Annotated in this window: 15 protein-coding genes and 1 pseudogene; 8 read left to right on the top strand and 8 right to left on the bottom strand. The window is 71.2% G+C overall.

What is annotated here, in order from left to right; all coding sequences use genetic code 11:
- Positions 1-73: 73 nt before the first annotated feature.
- From BFF76_RS13270 to BFF76_RS13250, 5 genes are read right to left on the bottom strand one after another with little or no spacing between them, the layout of a single operon-like run.
- Positions 74-946 carry a glycosyltransferase family 2 protein gene (locus BFF76_RS13270; RefSeq protein ID WP_031094874.1) on the bottom strand — a complete coding sequence of 291 codons (873 nt, stop codon included), beginning with the start codon at positions 944-946 and terminating at the stop codon, positions 74-76.
- 8 nt (positions 947-954) lie between these two features.
- Positions 955-1,734, bottom strand: coding sequence for a CDP-alcohol phosphatidyltransferase family protein (locus BFF76_RS13265; RefSeq protein WP_031094975.1), 780 nt, complete (start codon positions 1,732-1,734; stop codon positions 955-957).
- Positions 1,712-2,773, bottom strand: a complete 1,062-nt coding sequence (locus tag BFF76_RS13260; protein WP_031094872.1) for an iron-containing alcohol dehydrogenase family protein — start codon at positions 2,771-2,773, stop codon at positions 1,712-1,714. The genes BFF76_RS13265 and BFF76_RS13260 overlap by 23 nt, the downstream gene beginning before the upstream one ends.
- Positions 2,761-3,498 (bottom strand): phosphocholine cytidylyltransferase family protein, encoded by a 738-nt coding sequence (locus tag BFF76_RS13255; RefSeq protein WP_031094871.1) that lies wholly within the window; start codon positions 3,496-3,498, stop codon positions 2,761-2,763. Before BFF76_RS13255 ends, BFF76_RS13260 begins: the two co-directional genes overlap by 13 nt.
- A complete protein-coding gene (locus BFF76_RS13250; RefSeq protein ID WP_053929200.1) occupies positions 3,495-5,249 on the bottom strand; it encodes a DUF5941 domain-containing protein in 1,755 nt (584 codons plus the stop codon). The genes BFF76_RS13255 and BFF76_RS13250 overlap by 4 nt, the downstream gene beginning before the upstream one ends.
- 351 nt (positions 5,250-5,600) lie before the next feature.
- Between BFF76_RS13250 and galE the strand changes: the two genes are divergently transcribed.
- The 4 genes from galE to idi all read left to right on the top strand — a co-directional run bounded on the left by galE (position 5,601) and on the right by idi (position 9,902).
- On the top strand, positions 5,601-6,587 hold the full coding sequence (gene galE / locus BFF76_RS13245) for a UDP-glucose 4-epimerase GalE (RefSeq protein ID WP_053929199.1): 987 nt from the start codon (positions 5,601-5,603) through the stop codon (positions 6,585-6,587).
- A gap of 173 nt (positions 6,588-6,760) precedes the next feature.
- Complete coding sequence (locus BFF76_RS13240) at positions 6,761-7,702, top strand: cation diffusion facilitator family transporter (protein ID WP_053929198.1); 942 nt, start codon at positions 6,761-6,763, stop codon at positions 7,700-7,702.
- 204 nt (positions 7,703-7,906) lie between these two features.
- Positions 7,907-9,160 carry a bifunctional class I SAM-dependent methyltransferase/N-acetyltransferase gene (locus BFF76_RS13235; RefSeq protein WP_065848270.1) on the top strand — a complete coding sequence of 418 codons (1,254 nt, stop codon included), beginning with the start codon at positions 7,907-7,909 and terminating at the stop codon, positions 9,158-9,160.
- A gap of 148 nt (positions 9,161-9,308) precedes the next feature.
- Complete coding sequence (gene idi / locus BFF76_RS13230; protein ID WP_031094865.1) at positions 9,309-9,902, top strand: isopentenyl-diphosphate Delta-isomerase; 594 nt, start codon at positions 9,309-9,311, stop codon at positions 9,900-9,902.
- Positions 9,903-9,926: 24 nt separating this feature from the next.
- On the opposite strand, the gene BFF76_RS13225 is transcribed toward idi, so the two are convergent.
- Together BFF76_RS13225 and BFF76_RS13220 are read right to left on the bottom strand one after the other, a co-directional pair.
- Positions 9,927-10,382 carry an ATP-binding protein gene (locus BFF76_RS13225; RefSeq protein ID WP_065848269.1) on the bottom strand — a complete coding sequence of 152 codons (456 nt, stop codon included), beginning with the start codon at positions 10,380-10,382 and terminating at the stop codon, positions 9,927-9,929.
- Between the two features lie 148 nt (positions 10,383-10,530).
- On the bottom strand, positions 10,531-11,118 hold the full coding sequence (locus BFF76_RS13220) for an HdeD family acid-resistance protein (RefSeq protein WP_031094862.1): 588 nt from the start codon (positions 11,116-11,118) through the stop codon (positions 10,531-10,533).
- An 80-nt stretch (positions 11,119-11,198) separates the two neighbouring features.
- On the opposite strand from BFF76_RS13220, the gene BFF76_RS13215 reads away from it, so the two are divergent.
- A complete protein-coding gene (locus BFF76_RS13215) occupies positions 11,199-11,999 on the top strand; it encodes an enoyl-CoA hydratase/isomerase family protein (protein WP_031094861.1) in 801 nt (266 codons plus the stop codon).
- Here the strand turns inward: BFF76_RS13215 and BFF76_RS13210 are convergent.
- Positions 11,986-12,306, bottom strand: a pseudogene (locus BFF76_RS13210) (DJ-1/PfpI family protein); the annotation flags it as partial. The gene BFF76_RS13215 and the pseudogene BFF76_RS13210 overlap by 14 nt on opposite strands.
- A gap of 65 nt (positions 12,307-12,371) precedes the next feature.
- Between BFF76_RS13210 and BFF76_RS13205 the strand changes: the two are divergent.
- The 3 genes from BFF76_RS13205 to BFF76_RS13200 all read left to right on the top strand — a co-directional run bounded on the left by BFF76_RS13205 (position 12,372) and on the right by BFF76_RS13200 (position 16,025).
- Positions 12,372-13,235: an SCO6745 family protein gene (locus tag BFF76_RS13205; RefSeq protein WP_053929196.1), complete on the top strand. Its 864-nt coding sequence runs from the start codon at positions 12,372-12,374 to the stop codon at positions 13,233-13,235.
- A 67-nt stretch (positions 13,236-13,302) separates the two neighbouring features.
- Entirely contained in the window at positions 13,303-13,428 is a 126-nt protein-coding gene (locus tag BFF76_RS34440; protein WP_267882489.1) for an LPFR motif small protein, read from the top strand.
- A 170-nt stretch (positions 13,429-13,598) separates the two neighbouring features.
- Entirely contained in the window at positions 13,599-16,025 is a 2,427-nt protein-coding gene (locus BFF76_RS13200; protein ID WP_065848268.1) for a Tex family protein, read from the top strand.
- Positions 16,026-16,280 lie beyond the last annotated feature (255 nt).

Here is a 16,280-nt window from a genome sequence, read left to right as displayed (position 1 = left end):
GTCGCGGGCGCGGCCGAGGCGGACAGGTTCCCCGTACGAATGAATACGGCTCATGGTCTCAGAGGAGAGCCTCTCAGATCACCGGCGGCCGGCCCAGCCTGGTCAGCCGCCATACCGTACGCCACCTCATCGGGCGCCGGGGTCCGCAGGGCTTCGTCCAGCCTTCCCGGAAACCTCCGAACCATGCTTTGAGAGCCGGGAGGGAGGGCCTGCGGACCAGGGTGAGGAGCAGCCAGACCCCGACGTAGAGGGGAACCAGGGGTGCGGGCAGGTTCCGGCGGGCGAGCCAGACGCGGTTGCGGGCCACCATGCGGTGGTAGACCGCGTGCCGCGAGGGAGCGGTGGTGGGGTGGTTGAGCACCATGTCCGCGCGGTACTCGATCGCCCAGCCCGCGTCCAGGGCCCGCCAGGCGAGGTCGGTCTCCTCGTGGGCGTAGAAGAACTCGCCGGGGAGCGGGCCCGCCTCGGCGATCACCTGGCTGCGCACGGCGTTCGCACCGCCGAGGAACGTCGTGACGCGGGACGAGCGCATCGGGTCGGAGGCACGCAGCCGCGGCACGTGCCGTCGCTGGGTGACGCCGGTGTCGGGATCCGCGATGCGGAAGGTGACGATGCCGAGCTTCGGGTCCGCCTCGAACGCCTGCCGGCAGAGCTCGGCGGTGTCCGTGTTCGGCAGGTGCCCGTCGTCGTCGAGGAAGAGCAGGGCGTCCACATCGGCTCCGGAGGGGCCGAACGCCTCGATGCCGACGTTGCGGCCGCCCGGAATGCCCAGATTCTCGGGCAGCTCGACGGTCCGTACGCCCGCGGGGACGTCGGGGACCGGGGCGCCGTTGCCGACGACGACCACCTCGATCCGGTCGCCGTCCTGCTTGGCGACCGAGTCGAGAAGGGCGCGCAGTTCGTCGGGGCGGTTGCCCATGGTGATGATGACCGCGCCGAGTTTCATGGGAGAGCTCACTTCAGCCTGCTGGACGCCAGGATCGACACCAGGTGCAGGACGGTCTGGAGAAGGGCGATGCCGGCCATGACGGCGACGGCGAGACGGCTGAAGAAGAGGTCGTCCCTGACCGTGTCGAGTACGGCCACCACCAGGATGACGAAAGACGCCTCGATGCCGAGGATCAGCCGGTGGAACTTGAGTGCGCCGGCCGCACGGCGGGCGAGCGCCATGCCGGAGGACCGGGGCTCGGACGCGGCCTCCTTGACGGGCGGCAGCCCGCCCTGGTGGCGCGCGACACCGACGAGATCGGTCTCGGCCTTGATCATGATGGCGCCGAGCGCGGCGAGCGTGCCCAGAAAGGCCCACAGCCAGTCGATGCGGCCCGTGCCCCACAGGTCGGCTGCACGCAGGCCGAAGCCGACCAGCACCGCCGCGTCGCAGAGGTAGGCGGCCACCCGGTCCAGATAGACCCCGCCCAGGGAGTACTGCTTCTTCCAGCGGGCCACTTCGCCGTCGACGCAGTCGAACAGCAGGTAGAGCTGGACCGCGACCACGCCGAGCAGCGCACCCGGGATGCCCGGGACCAGCAGGGCGGGCGCCGCGAGCACGCCGGCGACGGTCATCACGTAGGTCAGCTGGTTGGGCGTGACCCTCGTGGTCACCAGGCGCCGGGTGATGCGCAGCGAGATCTCGCGCATGTAGAGCCGACCCGCCCAGTGCTCACCGCTGCGCCGGTCCTTGACACCCGGCGGGTGCACGACCGGACGGAGTTCAGCTATGGATGGCTTTTGCATAGTCGGCGTACGCGTCCCTGATCTGGTCGGTGGACAGGTTGAGGTGCTCCAGGATCGTGAAACGTCCCGGGCGCGTCTGCGGGGCGTAGTCGACGGCCCGCACGAATTCTTCGGTGGTGAAGCCGATCTCCTCGGGCAGCACCGGCAGCCCGTGACGCCTCAGCACGGACGCCATGTGGACGGACTCCTCGTGCGCGCCCCGCAGGTGCATGGCGAAGCAGGCGCCGAGGCCGACCTGCTCGCCGTGGCTGGCGGCGCGCTTGGGGTACATCAGGTCGAAGGCGTGGTTGATCTCGTGGCACGCGCCGGAGGCGGGCCGGGAGTCCCCGGCGACCGACATCGAGATGCCCGTCAGCACGAGGCCTTCGGCCAGCACCTTGAGGAAGGCGTCGTCGCCGACCCCGCCGGGGTGGCGCAGCACGGCCTCGCCGGCCTGCCTGGCCATGGCGGCCGCGAGTCCGTCGATCTCCTCGCCCCGCACCTCGTGGGCAAGCTCCCAGTCGGCGACACACGAGATGTTGGAGACGGCGTCACCGACACCCGAGCGCACATAGCGTGCGGGCGCCTCACGGATGACGTCGAGGTCGATGACCACGGCGATCGGGGTGGGCACCCCGTAGGATCCCCGGCCGTTGTCGTTGTCCAGGGTGGCGACCGGCGAGCAGAGCCCGTCGTGGGACAGGTTCGTCGCGACGGCGACCATGGGCATGCCCACGCGGGCCGCGGCGTACTTAGCGACGTCGATGATCTTGCCGCCGCCCAGACCGACCACGGCGTCGTAGCGGTTGCCCTTGATGCCGTCGGCGAGCCGTACCGCGGAGTCGATCGTGCCGTCGACCACCGGGTACCAGTCGGCCCCCGGCAGCACCGGAGCGAGCCTGTCCCGCAGGGCACGCCCGGAACCCCCGCTGATGGCGATGGCGAGCTTGCCGGATGCGGAGATCCGCTGGTCGGCGAGGAGACCGGCCAGGTCGTCCATGGCACCGCGCCGGATGTCGACGACGACCGGGGACGGGATGAGGCGGGTCAGTACAGGCACGCGATCTCCCTGCCCCGGGCAAGGTCGTCGTGGTTGTCGATCTCGACCCACGTGACCTCTCCGATGGGGGCGACGTCGACCGTGAAGCCGCGGTTCACCAGCTCCTGGTAGCCGTCCTCGTAGTAGAGGTCGGGGTCGCGCTCGAAGGTGACCTTCAGGGCGTCGGCGAGCTCCTCGGCCGCCTCGGCCTCGATCAGCGTCACACCGATGTACTCGCCGGTCGCGGTGGCGGGGTCCATCAGCTTGGTGATCCGCCGGACTCCCTTGTCGCCCTCGGTGATGACCTTCATCTCCTCGTCGGCGAGGTTCTTCACCGTGTCGAGGGCGAGGATGATCTTCTGACCCTTGCCGCGCGCGTCCAGGAGGGTCTTCTCGACGGAGACCGGGTGCACGGTGTCGCCGTTGGCGAGGATGACGCCCTGCTTCAGGACGTCACGCGCGCACCACAGGGAGTAGGCGTTGTTCCACTCCTCGGCCTTGTCGTTGTCGATGAGCGTCAGCGTCACGCCGTACTTCGCCTCGAACTCGGCCTTGCGGGCGTAGACCGCCTCCTTGCGGTAGCCGACGACGACCGCGACCTCGGTGAGTCCGACCGCCGCGAAGTTGGCCAGCGTCAGGTCCAGGACCGTCTTCTCGCCGTCCACGGGCACCAGTGCCTTGGGCAGCGTGTCCGTGTAGGGACGCAGACGGCGTCCGGCACCGGCAGCCAGTACGAGGCCGATCATGCGAGTTCTCCTTCGTCGTGTACGGCAGGGGCCGAGGAGGACACCCAGAAGCGGATGGACTCCACGAGCACCACCAGAGCCACGGCGGCCGCGAGCGCGGTGAGAGCCGTGGTGAAACCTGAACCGTGGATCAGTACGGCGGCGAGGACGGCCACGACCAGGGCCCGGCCCTCGTGCCCGCCGATGGTGCGCACCAGCCACTGGGGCGGCGCTCCGGTGCCGCCCCGGATGCGGTACACCGTGTCGTAGTGATGGTAGGCGACGGCCGAAACCAGGCCGAATGCCGCGGGGACGGCGTGCGGCACGTCACTGCGGGCGGCCAGCACCAGGATCGTGCAGTACTCGGCGGCCCGGAAGACCGGCGGGACGAGCCAGTCGAGCGCACCCTTGAGCGGCCGCGAGACCGCGAGGCCGGAGAGGACCGCGTAGACCGCTGCAGCGCCGACGGTCAGCCATCCGCCGTAGGGCGTGAACACTGCGGCGGCGACCATCACCAGCGCCCCGGCGAGCGCCAGGAACGGGGCCGTGAAACCGCCTCCCGGGCGCCGGAGCACGGTGGCGACGGCCTGGGCGAGGGGTCCGGAGTCGGCGAGGTCGGCGAGCGCCCCGGCCGCCCGGTCGGTGCGCTGCGCCTTGCGGGTCAGCGACCGCAGCAGCCGGCCCGCCGTGGTGTAGCAGGCGGCCAGGGCGCAGCCGATGAGGAGGGCGTAGAAGACGATCCGGGGCGTGGTCACGGCGGTGAGCACGGCGATCATGGCCCATCGTTCGCCGATGGGCAGCACTATCATCCGGCGCAGCCAGACCGTCCAGCCGACGCTGTCGAGCTTGTCGGAGAGCGCGGCGGTGGGGCTCGTGTTGGACACCGCGTCGTGGTTGGCCTCGTTGAACGAGAAGTCGACGACATGGCGGCAGGCCTGGAGCACCATCGCGCCGAGCGCGAGGACCCACACGTCGTCGCCACCACGGGCGGCGCCGAGGGCGAGGCCCGCGTAGTAGGCGTACTCCTTGGCCCGGTCGAAGGTGGCGTCGAGCCAGGCGCCCATCGTCGAGTACTGGAGCGAGTAGCGGGCGAGCTGCCCGTCGGTGCAGTCCAGGACGAAGGAGAGGAGGAGCAGCACTCCGGCCGCGACGTAACCGCCGCGGGTGCCGGTCGCCGCGCTGCCGGCCGCGATCAGCGCGGTGATCAGCGAGGCGGTGGTGACCTGGTTCGGGGTGAGGCCCCGGCGTGCGCACCAGCGGGCGATGTAACGGGAGTACGGGCTGATGAAGTACGTGGTGAAGAAGCCGTCGTGGGCCTTCACCGCGCTGCGCAGCCGTACGGCCTCGTCGTCGACGGCGGCCACGGCGGTCCGCGCGGCGTTGCGTTCCTCGGGCGCGGTGGGCACCGCGGCCGTGAGTGAACCGAGCTCGGGGCGCTGCACGGCGGTGCCTTCCGCGTCCAGTGCCACGGCCAGCCGGCCGGGCACCGTGCGGTCCTCGGTGACGGGTTCGGCACCGGGAGGCGCGACGGGGATTCCCGCACCGACGGCGGCCACGGCCCGCTGGAGGGCGCGGAGCAGCGCGGGGCGGGCCTCGGGCTGCGCGGTGAGCGCTCCGGGGATCGACGCGGCGGCGAAGCGGGGGTCGGTGAGTCCGAGCCTGAGGGCGTGGACGTGGCCGACGAAGCGGGGGTCCACGAGCGCGACACGCCTGCTCGCGGGGACTGCGGCGAGCAGCTCGGCGGCCTCGGAGGCGTCGGCTGCGGCAGTCACGTCAAAGCCGAGTGACCGCAGATCGTCCTCGAGCGACGACCCGGGTACCGGCGCACCGGTGAGAATGGCGGTCGACAGACGAACTCACTCCTTGGTGCTGTGACGGGAACGGCGCGCGGCATGCGGCCCGGGGGCGGGCCGGCGGCACGTCGGCTGAGGCTATCGGATGAACGGAAGACCGAGTTCACCACCCGTTTGCGCTCCGTTCGGGCGAATCGGCCATCATGCGGCGCCGTTCGCGATCATCATCGTTGATCACCGCCTCGACTCACAAACCGCGTCCGGGCAGCGCATGGGGCGGCCGGCGATCGGTGGGCGGCCCTCCTCACCGGCCGGTCTAAGCTGACGGGCATGACGTGGTTGATCACAGGCGGAGCCGGTTACATCGGGGCACATGTGGCGAAGGCCATGGCGGGGGCCGGGGAGCGGGTGGTCGTCCTCGACGACATCTCGACGGGCATCGAGGCGCGGCTGCCCTCGAACGTCACGCTGGTAAGGGGGTCCGCCTCGGACCGCGAGGTCCTCGACCGGGTCCTGGCGGAGCACGCTGTCACGGGCGTGGTGCATCTCGCGGCGAAGAAGCAGGTCGGTGAGTCCGTCGAGAAGCCGCTGCTCTACTACCGGGAGAACGTGGGGGGCCTGACCGTCCTGCTGGAGGCCGTCGTGGCGGCCGGTGTGAGGCGCTTCCTGTTCTCCTCGTCCGCGGCGGTCTACGGCGTTCCCGACGTGGACCTGATCACGGAGGAGACGCCGTGCGCGCCGATCAACCCGTACGGCGAGACCAAGCTCGCCGGGGAGTGGCTGGTGCGCGCGACGGGGCGGGCCCACGGCATCTCGACGGCCTGTCTGCGCTACTTCAACGTGGCCGGGGCCGCCGAGCCCGAGCTGGCCGACACGGGTGTCTTCAACGTCGTGCCGATGTTCTTCGACCGGCTGACGCGGGGCGAGGCCCCGCGGATCTTCGGTGACGACTACCCGACGCCGGACGGCACCTGTGTGCGCGACTACATCCATGTGGCAGACCTGGCGGAGGCGCACCTCGCCGTAGCCGGACACCTGGACAAGAACCCGGGCGGCGGCGACCTCACCGTGAACGTCGGCCGGGGCGAGGGCGTGTCGGTGCGCCGTCTCGCCGAGCTGGTCGCCGAGGTCACGGGTGTGCGCACGGAGCCGGCCGTCGAGGCGCGGAGGCCGGGGGACGCGGCCCGGGCGGTCGGGTCGGCCGCCCTGATGACCGGGGAACTGGGCTGGACGGCGCGCCGCAGCATGCGCGAGATGGTCGAGTCGGCCTGGGAGGGCTGGTGCCTGCACCACCCGGAGGCCCGCAGCGCGCGCTAGGGGACAGCAGCTGCGCGACGCTCTGACCTGCGATCGTTTCCGCAGGTCAGAGCATATGACAACGGTGTTCAGTGCCGTGTTGCCCCCTGCCCCGCCCCCGTAGTTCACTGGCCGCATCGGGCGAGGTGAGTCCGAGCTGTCTCAGGGCTCGGCGGGATTGCGGAGGCGTTCACATGGGGGCTGGCCATGATCACGGGCATACGCACGGAGGGACGCCCCCTACGGGAACGGCAGCCGCCGCTTACCGGGGCCGGCTCCGGGTCGCCCTGGGCATCACCCTCGGCGTCATGGTCATGGAGCTCGTCGGCGGACTGCTCGCCGACTCGCTCGCCCTGATCGCGGACGCGGCCCATATGGCGACCGACGCGCTGGGGCTCGGCATGGCCCTGCTGGCCATCCACTTCGCGAACAGGCCCGCGGGCCCCAATCGCACCTTCGGCTTCGCCCGTGCCGAGATCCTCGCCGCACTGGCCAACTGCCTGCTGCTCCTCGGTGTCGGCGGTTATCTGGTCTTCGAGGCCGTCGACCGCTTCATCAGCCCGGCGGAGACCAAGGGCGGCCTGGCCATCGCGTTCGCCGCCGTCGGCCTGGTGGCCAACGTGGTCTCCCTGTCGCTGCTGACGCGAGGCCGGCAGGACAGCCTGAACGTGCGGGGTGCCTATCTCGAGGTCGTCGCGGATACGCTCGGCTCGGTGACGGTGCTCGTGTCGGCGGGCATCATCATGGCCACGGGCTGGCAGGCCGCCGACCCCGTCGCCTCGCTGCTGATCGGCCTCATGATCGTCCCGCGCACGGTGAAACTCCTGCGGGAGACGCTCGACGTACTCCTGGAGTCGGCCCCCAAGGGGGTCGACATGGAGGAGGTCCGCGCCCACATCACGGCTCTGCCCGGCGTGCTGGACGTCCACGACCTGCACGCCTGGACGATCACCTCGGGCATGCCCGTCCTCTCCGCCCATGTGGTCGTGCACCAGGAGATGCTGGACTCGATCGGGCACGAGAAGCTCCTGCACGAACTCCAGGGCTGCCTCGGCCACCACTTCGACGTCGAGCACTGCACCTTCCAGCTGGAGCCCAGCGGGCACGCGGAGCACGAGGCACGGCTCTGTCACTGAGCCGCCCGCGCCCAGTGCTAGTGTCTGGGCCGTGTCTCCGAGTCCGGAGCCCGGTGAAGCCAGAAGGAGCTGAGGTTGATGACGGTCATGACGACGGCTGCCCCGCGCGGCAATCAGTCCTTCATCTTCTTCCGGGTCACCGGCTGACCGCTCGCCCTTCCTGAGCCGCGTCGGCCGGGGCCCTCTCACTCAAGGGTTCCCGTCTTGACCGACAACACGTACAACGCATTCTTCGCACTGCACCACGGGCTGCCCCGGCAGAGCCCCGGTTCCGACGCCACCACCAGGCGGCTGCTCGCCATGGCGGGCCCGCGACCGGACCGCCCGCGCGTGCTGGACCTGGGCTGCGGCCCGGGCAAGGCCTCTCTGCTGCTCGCCGCAGAGGCCGGCGCCGAGGTGACCGCGGTCGATCTGCACCAGCAGTTCCTCGACGAGCTCACCGAGGCCGCGGAGGCCCGCGGGCTCGGTGACCGGATCCGCACGGTCAGGGCCGACATGGCCGACCTCACCGGACCGGACTTCGCGGACGGGTCCTACGACCTGGTCTGGGCCGAGGGTTCCGCCTGCATCGTCGGTTTCGACACCGCGGTGCGGGACTGGCAGCGGCTGCTCGCCCCCGGCGGATCGATGGTGATCACCGAGTGCGTCTGGACCACCGGCTCCCCGTCGGCCGGGGCGCGCGCCTTCTGGGACCCGCAGGCCTCGCTGCGCCCCGTCGCCGGGAACGCCGCGGCAGCCGTGGAGGCGGGTTGCCATGTGATCGGCGGGCTGGTGCAGCCGGACAGCGACTGGGACGAGTACTACGTCCCGCTGGCCGGCCGGGTCGCCTCGGCGGACCCGTCGGCTCCCGGCATGCCGGAGGCGCTCGCGGCCACCCATGAGGAGCTGCAGGTGCGCCGTCGCCACGGCGCGGAGTACGGCTACGCCGGCTATGTGCTGCGCCCGTTCGATTCCCGCTGGCGGACCCGCCCCGAGACGGCCGCCGACCGCGACGCGGTGCACGAGGTCGTCGGGGCCGCCTTCCCCACCAGGGCCGAGGCCGATCTGGTCGACGCCCTGCGCACCGACCCGGGGGCGTGGCTGCCCGGTCTCTCGTACGTGGCCGAGGCCCCGGACGGTTCCGTCGCGGCCCACGCGCTGCTCACGCGGTGCCTGGTCGGGGAGAGCCCGGCTCTCGCACTGGCCCCGGTGTCCACCGCGCCCGCCCACCAGCGCCGGGGCGCCGGGCGTGCGGTGGTCCGGGCGGTGCTGGACGCGGCGCGGCTGCGGGGGGAGTCACTCGTCCTGGTACTCGGGCACCCGGAGTACTACCCGGCCTTCGGTTTCGTGCCGGCGTCGAGGTTCGGGATCAGGCCGGGCTCCGAGGTTCCGGACGAGGCGATGATGGCCCTGGTCCTCGACGATTCCGTGCCGGTGCCGAGGGGCAGGATCCACTACCCGGAGGCCTTCGGAATCTGACGCCGTGTCCGTCCCGCCGCGCCCTCCGGGGTGCGGCGGGACGGACATGCCAGCGGCCGAAGTGCGGACAAGCGGCTTTTGTACGGCAGACTTGACCGCACTCGAGGGGTCCGGCGCACGAGGCCGGGAACCAAAGCGAAGGATGGGTATGCCGACCACACCAGCCACCGCGGCGAACAGCTCGTCGAACGGCACAGCAGACGCGATCATGCTCGAACTGGTCGATGAGAGCGGCACCACCATCGGCACCGCGGAGAAGCTCGCCGCTCATCAGGCCCCCGGTCAGTTGCACCGGGCCTTCTCCGTCTTCCTCTTCGACGAGCAGGGGCGGCTGCTGCTGCAGCGCCGTGCGCTCGGCAAGTACCACTCCCCCGGCGTGTGGTCGAACACCTGCTGCGGCCACCCGTACCCGGGTGAGGCGCCGTTCGCGGCTGCCGCCCGGCGCACGTACGAGGAGCTGGGCGTTTCGCCCTCGCTCCTCGCCGCGGCGGGCACGGTCCGCTACAACCACCCCGATCCGATGTCGGGCCTGGTGGAGCAGGAATTCAACCACCTGTTCGTCGGAATGGTGCAGGAGCGCCTGCGGCCGGACGAGGAGGAGGTCGGCGAGACGGCCTTCGTCACCGCTGGTGAACTCGCGGAGCGGCATGCCGCCGCGCCGTTCTCGGCGTGGTTCATGACCGTGCTGGATGCCGCGCGGCCCGCGGTCAGGGAGCTGACGGGGCCGTCCGCGGGCTGGTGAAGCCGCACACCGCGCAGGGGGCGGTCAGAGCTGCGTCTTCAGGGGCAGCGCCGCCCAGATGATCTTCCCGCCTCCCGCGGTGTGCTCCACGTCGCAGGTACCGCCGGCCTCGGCGGTGATCTCGCGCACCAGGAGCAGCCCTCGCCCGCCGGTCTGCGCGTAGTCGGTGACGAGTGCCGTCGGGCGGTAGGGGTGGTTGTCCTCGACCGAGACCCTGATCCACTCCGCCCCGATGGCCACCTCGACGGCCAGCTCCGGCGAGAGCAGCGCCGCGTGCCGGACCGCGTTGGTGACCAGTTCCGAGACGATCAGCAGCAGCCCCTGGAGGATGTCGTCCTCGACGGGTACGCCCTGACGCTCGAGCAGGTCCCGGACCGCGCGCCGTGACTGCGGGACCGAGACGTCGACGGCGGGGGCGGTGAAGCGCCACACGCCCTCGTACGCAACGGGATGGGCCGGAACACTCCCACGGCTCTCCATGGACCGCCACCCGCTCTCGACTCGCATGTCACTGACCATCGAGTAATGAGTGTCGGGAAGAGTGTGGTCCGGACCGCAGCTCTGACCGGAAGTGGTCTCTTCTTGAACCGATTTGACCGGGAGAGTGTGGCGGCGTCAGGTGATTGGACTACTTCTCGCCTTTTTCGGGCGTCATCTGGTCCGTCACCAGACTGACGACCTGTCGTCCGCCCACACCGAATGCGATCAGTCCGAGTCCGTCGAACAACAGGGCGAGTGAGAAGAAGCAGCCGAGTACGTAGAGGCTGCTGTGCGGCCAGTCGACGAGCACCAGCACGCCCAGCACGAGCCCGAAGGCCCCCTGCAGCAGGGTCCAGCCGAACTGCGGGCCCCGCACGACCACGCTGCCGACCAGCCGGAACACTCCCCCGGTGAGGAAGAGCAGCGCGGCGAACATCGTCAGTGCCTCGGCCGTCTCCACCGGATTCCTGATGACGACGACACCGGCGGCGATGTTCAGCGCGGCGACCACCACTCCGAGCCAGAAGAACGCGGTGCCGCGCGCCTGGACGGCGTGCAGGAGGCCGACGAGACCGCCGATGAGCAGCAGCCAGCCGAAGAGGATCATCGAGGTGAGTGTGGCGACGCCGGTGTAGACGAGGCCGACGAGCCCGGCGACGACCAGCAGGACGCCTAGCAGGGTGAGCCCTTTGAAGCTCCGGTCGAGCTTCCTGCCCTCGGTCGTGGGTCCGGCCATCGACGACTCCTCGCGGTGCGTGCTCGCTTCGGGACCCCTTCTTGATCATAGGTTCGGGCCGTACGGATAGCATCCGGCGCATGGACCCCACGGAGCAGCCGGCACGGACGGAGCCGGGGCTGGAGCACACGGTCGTGGACGGCGTCGCCACGGTCGTCATCAGCAACCCCGCCAAGCGCAACGCCATGTCCTCGGACATGTGGCAGGCGCTTCCGGTGCTGCTGGAGGGACTGGCCGCGGACCCCGGCGTACGCGTCCTCGTGCTCACCGGCGCCGGTGACACCTTCTGCGCCGGTGCGGACATCGCCTCCCTCCGGGACCCGGCCGTGCGGCCGCAGACGCTCGCCGTCCAGGCGGAGGAGGCGCTGGCCGCGTTCCCCCGGCCGACGCTGGCCGCCGTACGCGGCTACTGCGTGGGCGGGGGCAGCCAGCTCGCGGCCGCCTGCGACCTGCGGTTCGCCGAGGAGGGCGCGTCCTTCGGTGTCACCCCGGCCAAGCTCGGGATCGTCTACCCGTCCTCGTCCACACGGCGCCTGGTCGCGCTGGTGGGACCTTCCGCCGCGAAGTACCTGCTGTTCTCCGGTGAGCTGATCGGCACGGAGCGGGCTCTGCGCACGGGGCTCGTCGACGAGGTGCTGCCGGCGGGCGGGCTGGAGGACCGTGTGCTCTCGTTCGCGCGGGTCCTGGCGTCACGTTCGCAGCTGACGCAGGCCGCGGCGAAGGAGTTCGCCGACGGACGCCTGGACCGGGACGCGCACTGGTCGCGGCAGGCGCGCGGCAGCGGCGACACCGCGGAGGGGGTCGCCGCTTTCCTGGAGCGCCGCACTCCTCGCTTCACCTGGACGACGGGGAGCGCGGGGGCCACGACTACGTCAGGATGAACCGGCTCTTCGCCCGCCATTGCTCGACCATGGCTGCCGGGGCCTTCTCCGGTGATCCGTTGCCGTAGGGCGGCTGGGGATCGTACTCGGTCACCAGCCGTACGGTGCGGGCGTGCTCGTCGCCCGCGATCCTGCCCAGCGGAGTGAGGCCCATGTCGATGCCGGAGGAGACACCGGCGGCGGTGACGTACTTGCCGTCGATGACCGCTCGCTCCCCCGTCGGCTCGGCCCCGAAGGTGCTCAGGAGGTCGAGTGCGAGCCGGTGCGAGGTGGCTCGACGCCCGGTGAGCAGCCCTGCGGCCCCGAGCCCCGCGGGCCGGCGGTGCCGCCCCTGGACTACCTCACGTACCAACCAGTCGGTAACGTGCGGGCATGAGTACTCTTCCCCCGCGTGCCGGACGCCGCTGCCACAACGCGCTCAACCCGCTGCACTCCTGCGTCTACTTCTCCCCCGACCTCGGCAAGGAGTTCGGGGAGCTGGGCATCGACAACGAGAGCCGGGTCTACTTCGCCGCGCGGGGCGCGGCTCTGGGCGCGGTCGGCGCGGGCACGGTCACCGCGGCCTTCTACAACTTCAAGCACGAGCTGGTGGCCCGCCATCTGCCCGCCGTCTGGTCCGACATCACCCCCCGGGCGGCGCTCGACGCCCGTCTGCGGGCCGCCGACTCGACGCTGCGCCGGGTGCTCGGCGAGGAGGCCCTCGCCTCCCCTGAGATGGCGGAGGCTGCCGGGCTGGCCCTGCGGGCCTCCGAGGCCTGCACGCGTCACGCCCGTCCGCTGTACTCCGCGCACGCGGACCTGGACGTGCCGGACCAGCCGCACATGGCGTTCTGGCACGCGGCGACGCTGCTGCGCGAGCACCGCGGCGACGGACACCTGGCCGCTCTGCTCGCGGCCGGCCTCGACCCGCTCGAGGCCCTGGTCAGCCACACCGCCACAGGCAAGGGCATGGCGCCGCGCTGGATCGTCGCCACCCGCGGCTGGCGGCGCGCGGACTGGGACGCGGCGGTGGAGCGGCTGCGTGGCCGGGGCGTGCTGGACGCGGAGGGCGAGCTGACCGACGCGGGCACCGCGCTCAGGGCGGAACTGGAGGAGGCGACGGACCGGATGGACTCGGCACCGTACGAGCACCTCGGCGCCGGGGGCGTGGAGCGGCTCACGGAACTGGGCCGCGGGTTCCTCTTCAGGGCGGCCTCCGCCGGCGCGTTCCCCGACGACCTGGTCGGCAAGGGCTGAGCCACCGCACGTTTACGGCGGGCGCAACGGGCCAGGCGGTAGACACACCCTACGAAGGAGGCACACCGTGTTCCGTGCGATCGCCAACGCCCTGAGTACCGTCGGCTCGGCCATTGCCACCGTGGTGACTCTGCCCTTCCGGCTCCTGGCAGGCCTTTTCGGCGGCGCGTCGCGCAGCGGAAGGCGCGCGTGACCGGACCGTCCGGCACGACGCCGGGGGCCGTGATCGCCATGTGACCGACCAGGTCACGCGACACGGCCCCCGGCCACCCGGCACAATGCAGGCGAAGGGGACCACCGGGTGTGGATCACCCCGGTGGTACAGCCAGCACAGCCAGTACGAGAAGGCGAGTCGGGAAAACCGTGACGACGTCCATCGAAGGCAGGATCGCCGAGGAGCTCGGCGTACGTGAGCGTCAGGTGAAGGCGGCCGTCGACTTGCTCGACGGCGGGTCGACCGTGCCGTTCATCGCGCGCTACCGCAAGGAAGCGACCGAGATGCTCGACGACGCGCAGCTGCGCACGCTCGAGGAGAGGCTTCGCTACCTGCGGGAACTCGAGGACCGCCGCACGGCGGTCCTCGATTCCGTGCGTGAACAGGGCAAGCTCGACGCGGCCCTGGAAGCGCGGATCCGGGCGGCCGACACCAAGGCGCGGCTGGAGGACATCTACCTGCCGTTCAAGCCGAAGCGCCGGACGAAGGCGCAGATCGCGCGCGAGGCGGGCCTGGGACCCCTCGCCGACGCGCTGCTCGGCGACCCCTCCACGGACCCTCTCGTCGCCGCTGAGGCGTTCGTCGACGCCGAGAAGGGTGTGGCGGACCCGGCGGCGGCGCTGGAAGGCGCCCGGGCGGTCCTGACCGAGCGCTTCTCCGAGGACGCCGACCTGACCGGCGAACTGCGCGAGCGCATGTGGTCGCACGGCCGGGTCGTCGCGAAGGTGCGGGACGGCAAGGAGGAGGCGGGTGCGAAGTTCGCCGACTACTTCGACTTCGCCGAGCCCTTCACCGCACTGCCCTCGCACCGGGTCCTGGCGATGCTCCGGGGCGAGAAGGAGGACGTGCTCGACCTGGTCCTGGAGCCGGAGGAACCGTCGGAGCAGCCGGGCCCCTCGTCGTACGAGAGCATGGTCGCCCGGCGGTTCGGCGTCGCCGACCGCGGCCGGCCCGGGGACAAGTGGCTGGGTGACACGGTCCGCTGGGCCTGGCGTACCCGCATCCTCGTGCACCTCGGTATCGACCTGCGGCTCCGGCTGCGCACCGCGGCGGAGGACGAGGCCGTACGCGTCTTCGCGTCGAACCTGCGGGACCTGCTGCTCGCCGCCCCGGCCGGGACCCGGGCGACGCTGGGGCTCGACCCGGGTTTCCGTACGGGTGTGAAGGTCGCCGTCGTGGACGCGACCGGGAAGGTCGTCGCGACGGACGTCATCCACCCGCATGTGCCGGCGAACAAGTGGGACCAGTCGCTGGCCACCCTGGAGCGTCTCGCCAAGGAGCACCACGTCGACCTGATCGCGATCGGCAACGGCACGGCTTCCCGTGAGACCGACAAGCTCGCCGGTGAACTGTGTGACAAGCACCCGGAGTTGAAGCTCACCAAGGTGATGGTCTCGGAGGCGGGCGCCTCCGTGTACTCGGCGTCGGCCTTCGCCTCGCAGGAACTCCCGGACATGGACGTGTCGTTGCGCGGCGCCGTCTCGATCGCGCGCCGGCTGCAGGACCCGCTGGCCGAGCTGGTGAAGATCGACCCGAAGTCGATCGGGGTGGGGCAGTACCAGCACGACCTGTCCGAGGTGAAGCTGTCGCGCTCCCTGGACGCGGTGGTCGAGGACTGTGTGAACGGGGTCGGCGTCGACGTCAACACCGCTTCGGCACCACTGCTCTCACGGGTGTCGGGCATCGGGTCCGGGCTGGCCGAGAACATCGTGGCCCACCGGGACACGAACGGGCCGTTCCGCTCCCGCCGGGCGCTGAAGGACGTGGCGAGGCTGGGCCCCAAGGCGTACGAGCAGTGCGCGGGCTTCCTCCGGATCCGCGGCGGCGACGACCCCCTGGACGCGTCGAGCGTGCACCCGGAGGCGTACCCCGTGGTGCGGACCATGGTGAAGCGGACGGGCGGTGACGTCGCCTCGCTGATCGGGAACTCGGAGACTCTGCGCTCGCTCAGGCCGGACGACTTCGTGGACCAGAAGTTCGGTCTGCCGACGGTCACCGACATCCTCAGGGAACTGGAGAAGCCGGGCCGCGACCCGCGACCCGCATTCCGGACGGCCACGTTCAAGGAGGGTGTCGAGAAGCTCGGCGACCTGGCCCCGGGGATGGTGCTGGAGGGTGTCGTCACGAACGTGGCGGCGTTCGGCGCGTTCGTGGACATCGGCGTCCACCAGGACGGTCTCGTCCATGTGTCGGCGATGTCCCGGACCTTCGTCAAGGACCCGCGGGACGTCGTGAAGCCGGGTGACATCGTGAAGGTGAAGGTCATGGACGTCGACCTCCCGCGCAAGCGCGTCTCGCTGACCCTGCGGCTCGACGACGAGGCCGCGGCGGGTCAGGGAGGCGGACAGGGCCCGAAGCGCGAGCGGAACGCACCGCAGGGTGGCGAACGGCCGCCCCGGCAGCGGCAGGCGCAGGGGCAGGACGGCCGCCAGGGAGGCGGCGGTCAGCGCCATGACAGGCGCGGTGGCGGTGGCGCGGCGCGTCCCGCCGCGGCACCCGCCAACAGCGCGATGGCTGACGCGCTTCGGCGGGCGGGCCTGACGGGCGGCTCCGACAAGGGCGGACGCAAGCACTGAGGCGAACGGCGACGGGCGGACGGGGCAGCGCCCTGTGCGCCCGTCGCCGTTTCACCGAACCCGCACCGCTGACCGGGCACGACACCCTCGCACCGGACAGGTGTCGTCGGAACCATTGACATGCTCAGGACTCGCCATCACTCTGAGTGCCAGCCCGGGATGCAACCGGTTGCATCGCACTGGTTGCGTCCCGGCAGCACGGGCCGCATGCCGGAGGAGTGAGGTCCCCCCACCTCTCGCACCCCCATCGACTCC

It is taken from the genome of Streptomyces mutomycini, from assembly GCF_001700505.1.
Classification (GTDB): Bacteria; Actinomycetota; Actinomycetes; order Streptomycetales; family Streptomycetaceae; genus Streptomyces; species Streptomyces mutomycini.
This window is presented reverse-complemented; position numbering and strand designations above follow the sequence as displayed.

What these genes read in the sequence shown, in the direction of transcription:
- BFF76_RS13270 (WP_031094874.1), bottom strand. Translation starts at nt 946, where the DNA reads ATGAAACTCGGCGCGGTCATCATCACCATGGGCAACCGCCCCGACGAA.
- BFF76_RS13265 (WP_031094975.1), bottom strand. Translation starts at nt 1,734, where the DNA reads ATGCAAAAGCCATCCATAGCTGAACTCCGTCCGGTCGTGCACCCGCCG.
- BFF76_RS13255 (WP_031094871.1), bottom strand. Translation starts at nt 3,498, where the DNA reads ATGATCGGCCTCGTACTGGCTGCCGGTGCCGGACGCCGTCTGCGTCCC.
- galE (WP_053929199.1), top strand. Translation starts at nt 5,601, where the DNA reads ATGACGTGGTTGATCACAGGCGGAGCCGGTTACATCGGGGCACATGTG.
- BFF76_RS13240 (WP_053929198.1), top strand. Translation starts at nt 6,761, where the DNA reads ATGGGGGCTGGCCATGATCACGGGCATACGCACGGAGGGACGCCCCCT.
- idi (WP_031094865.1), top strand. Translation starts at nt 9,309, where the DNA reads ATGCCGACCACACCAGCCACCGCGGCGAACAGCTCGTCGAACGGCACA.
- BFF76_RS13225 (WP_065848269.1), bottom strand. Translation starts at nt 10,382, where the DNA reads ATGGAGAGCCGTGGGAGTGTTCCGGCCCATCCCGTTGCGTACGAGGGC.
- BFF76_RS13220 (WP_031094862.1), bottom strand. Translation starts at nt 11,118, where the DNA reads ATGGCCGGACCCACGACCGAGGGCAGGAAGCTCGACCGGAGCTTCAAA.
- BFF76_RS13215 (WP_031094861.1), top strand. Translation starts at nt 11,199, where the DNA reads ATGGACCCCACGGAGCAGCCGGCACGGACGGAGCCGGGGCTGGAGCAC.
- BFF76_RS13205 (WP_053929196.1), top strand. Translation starts at nt 12,372, where the DNA reads ATGAGTACTCTTCCCCCGCGTGCCGGACGCCGCTGCCACAACGCGCTC.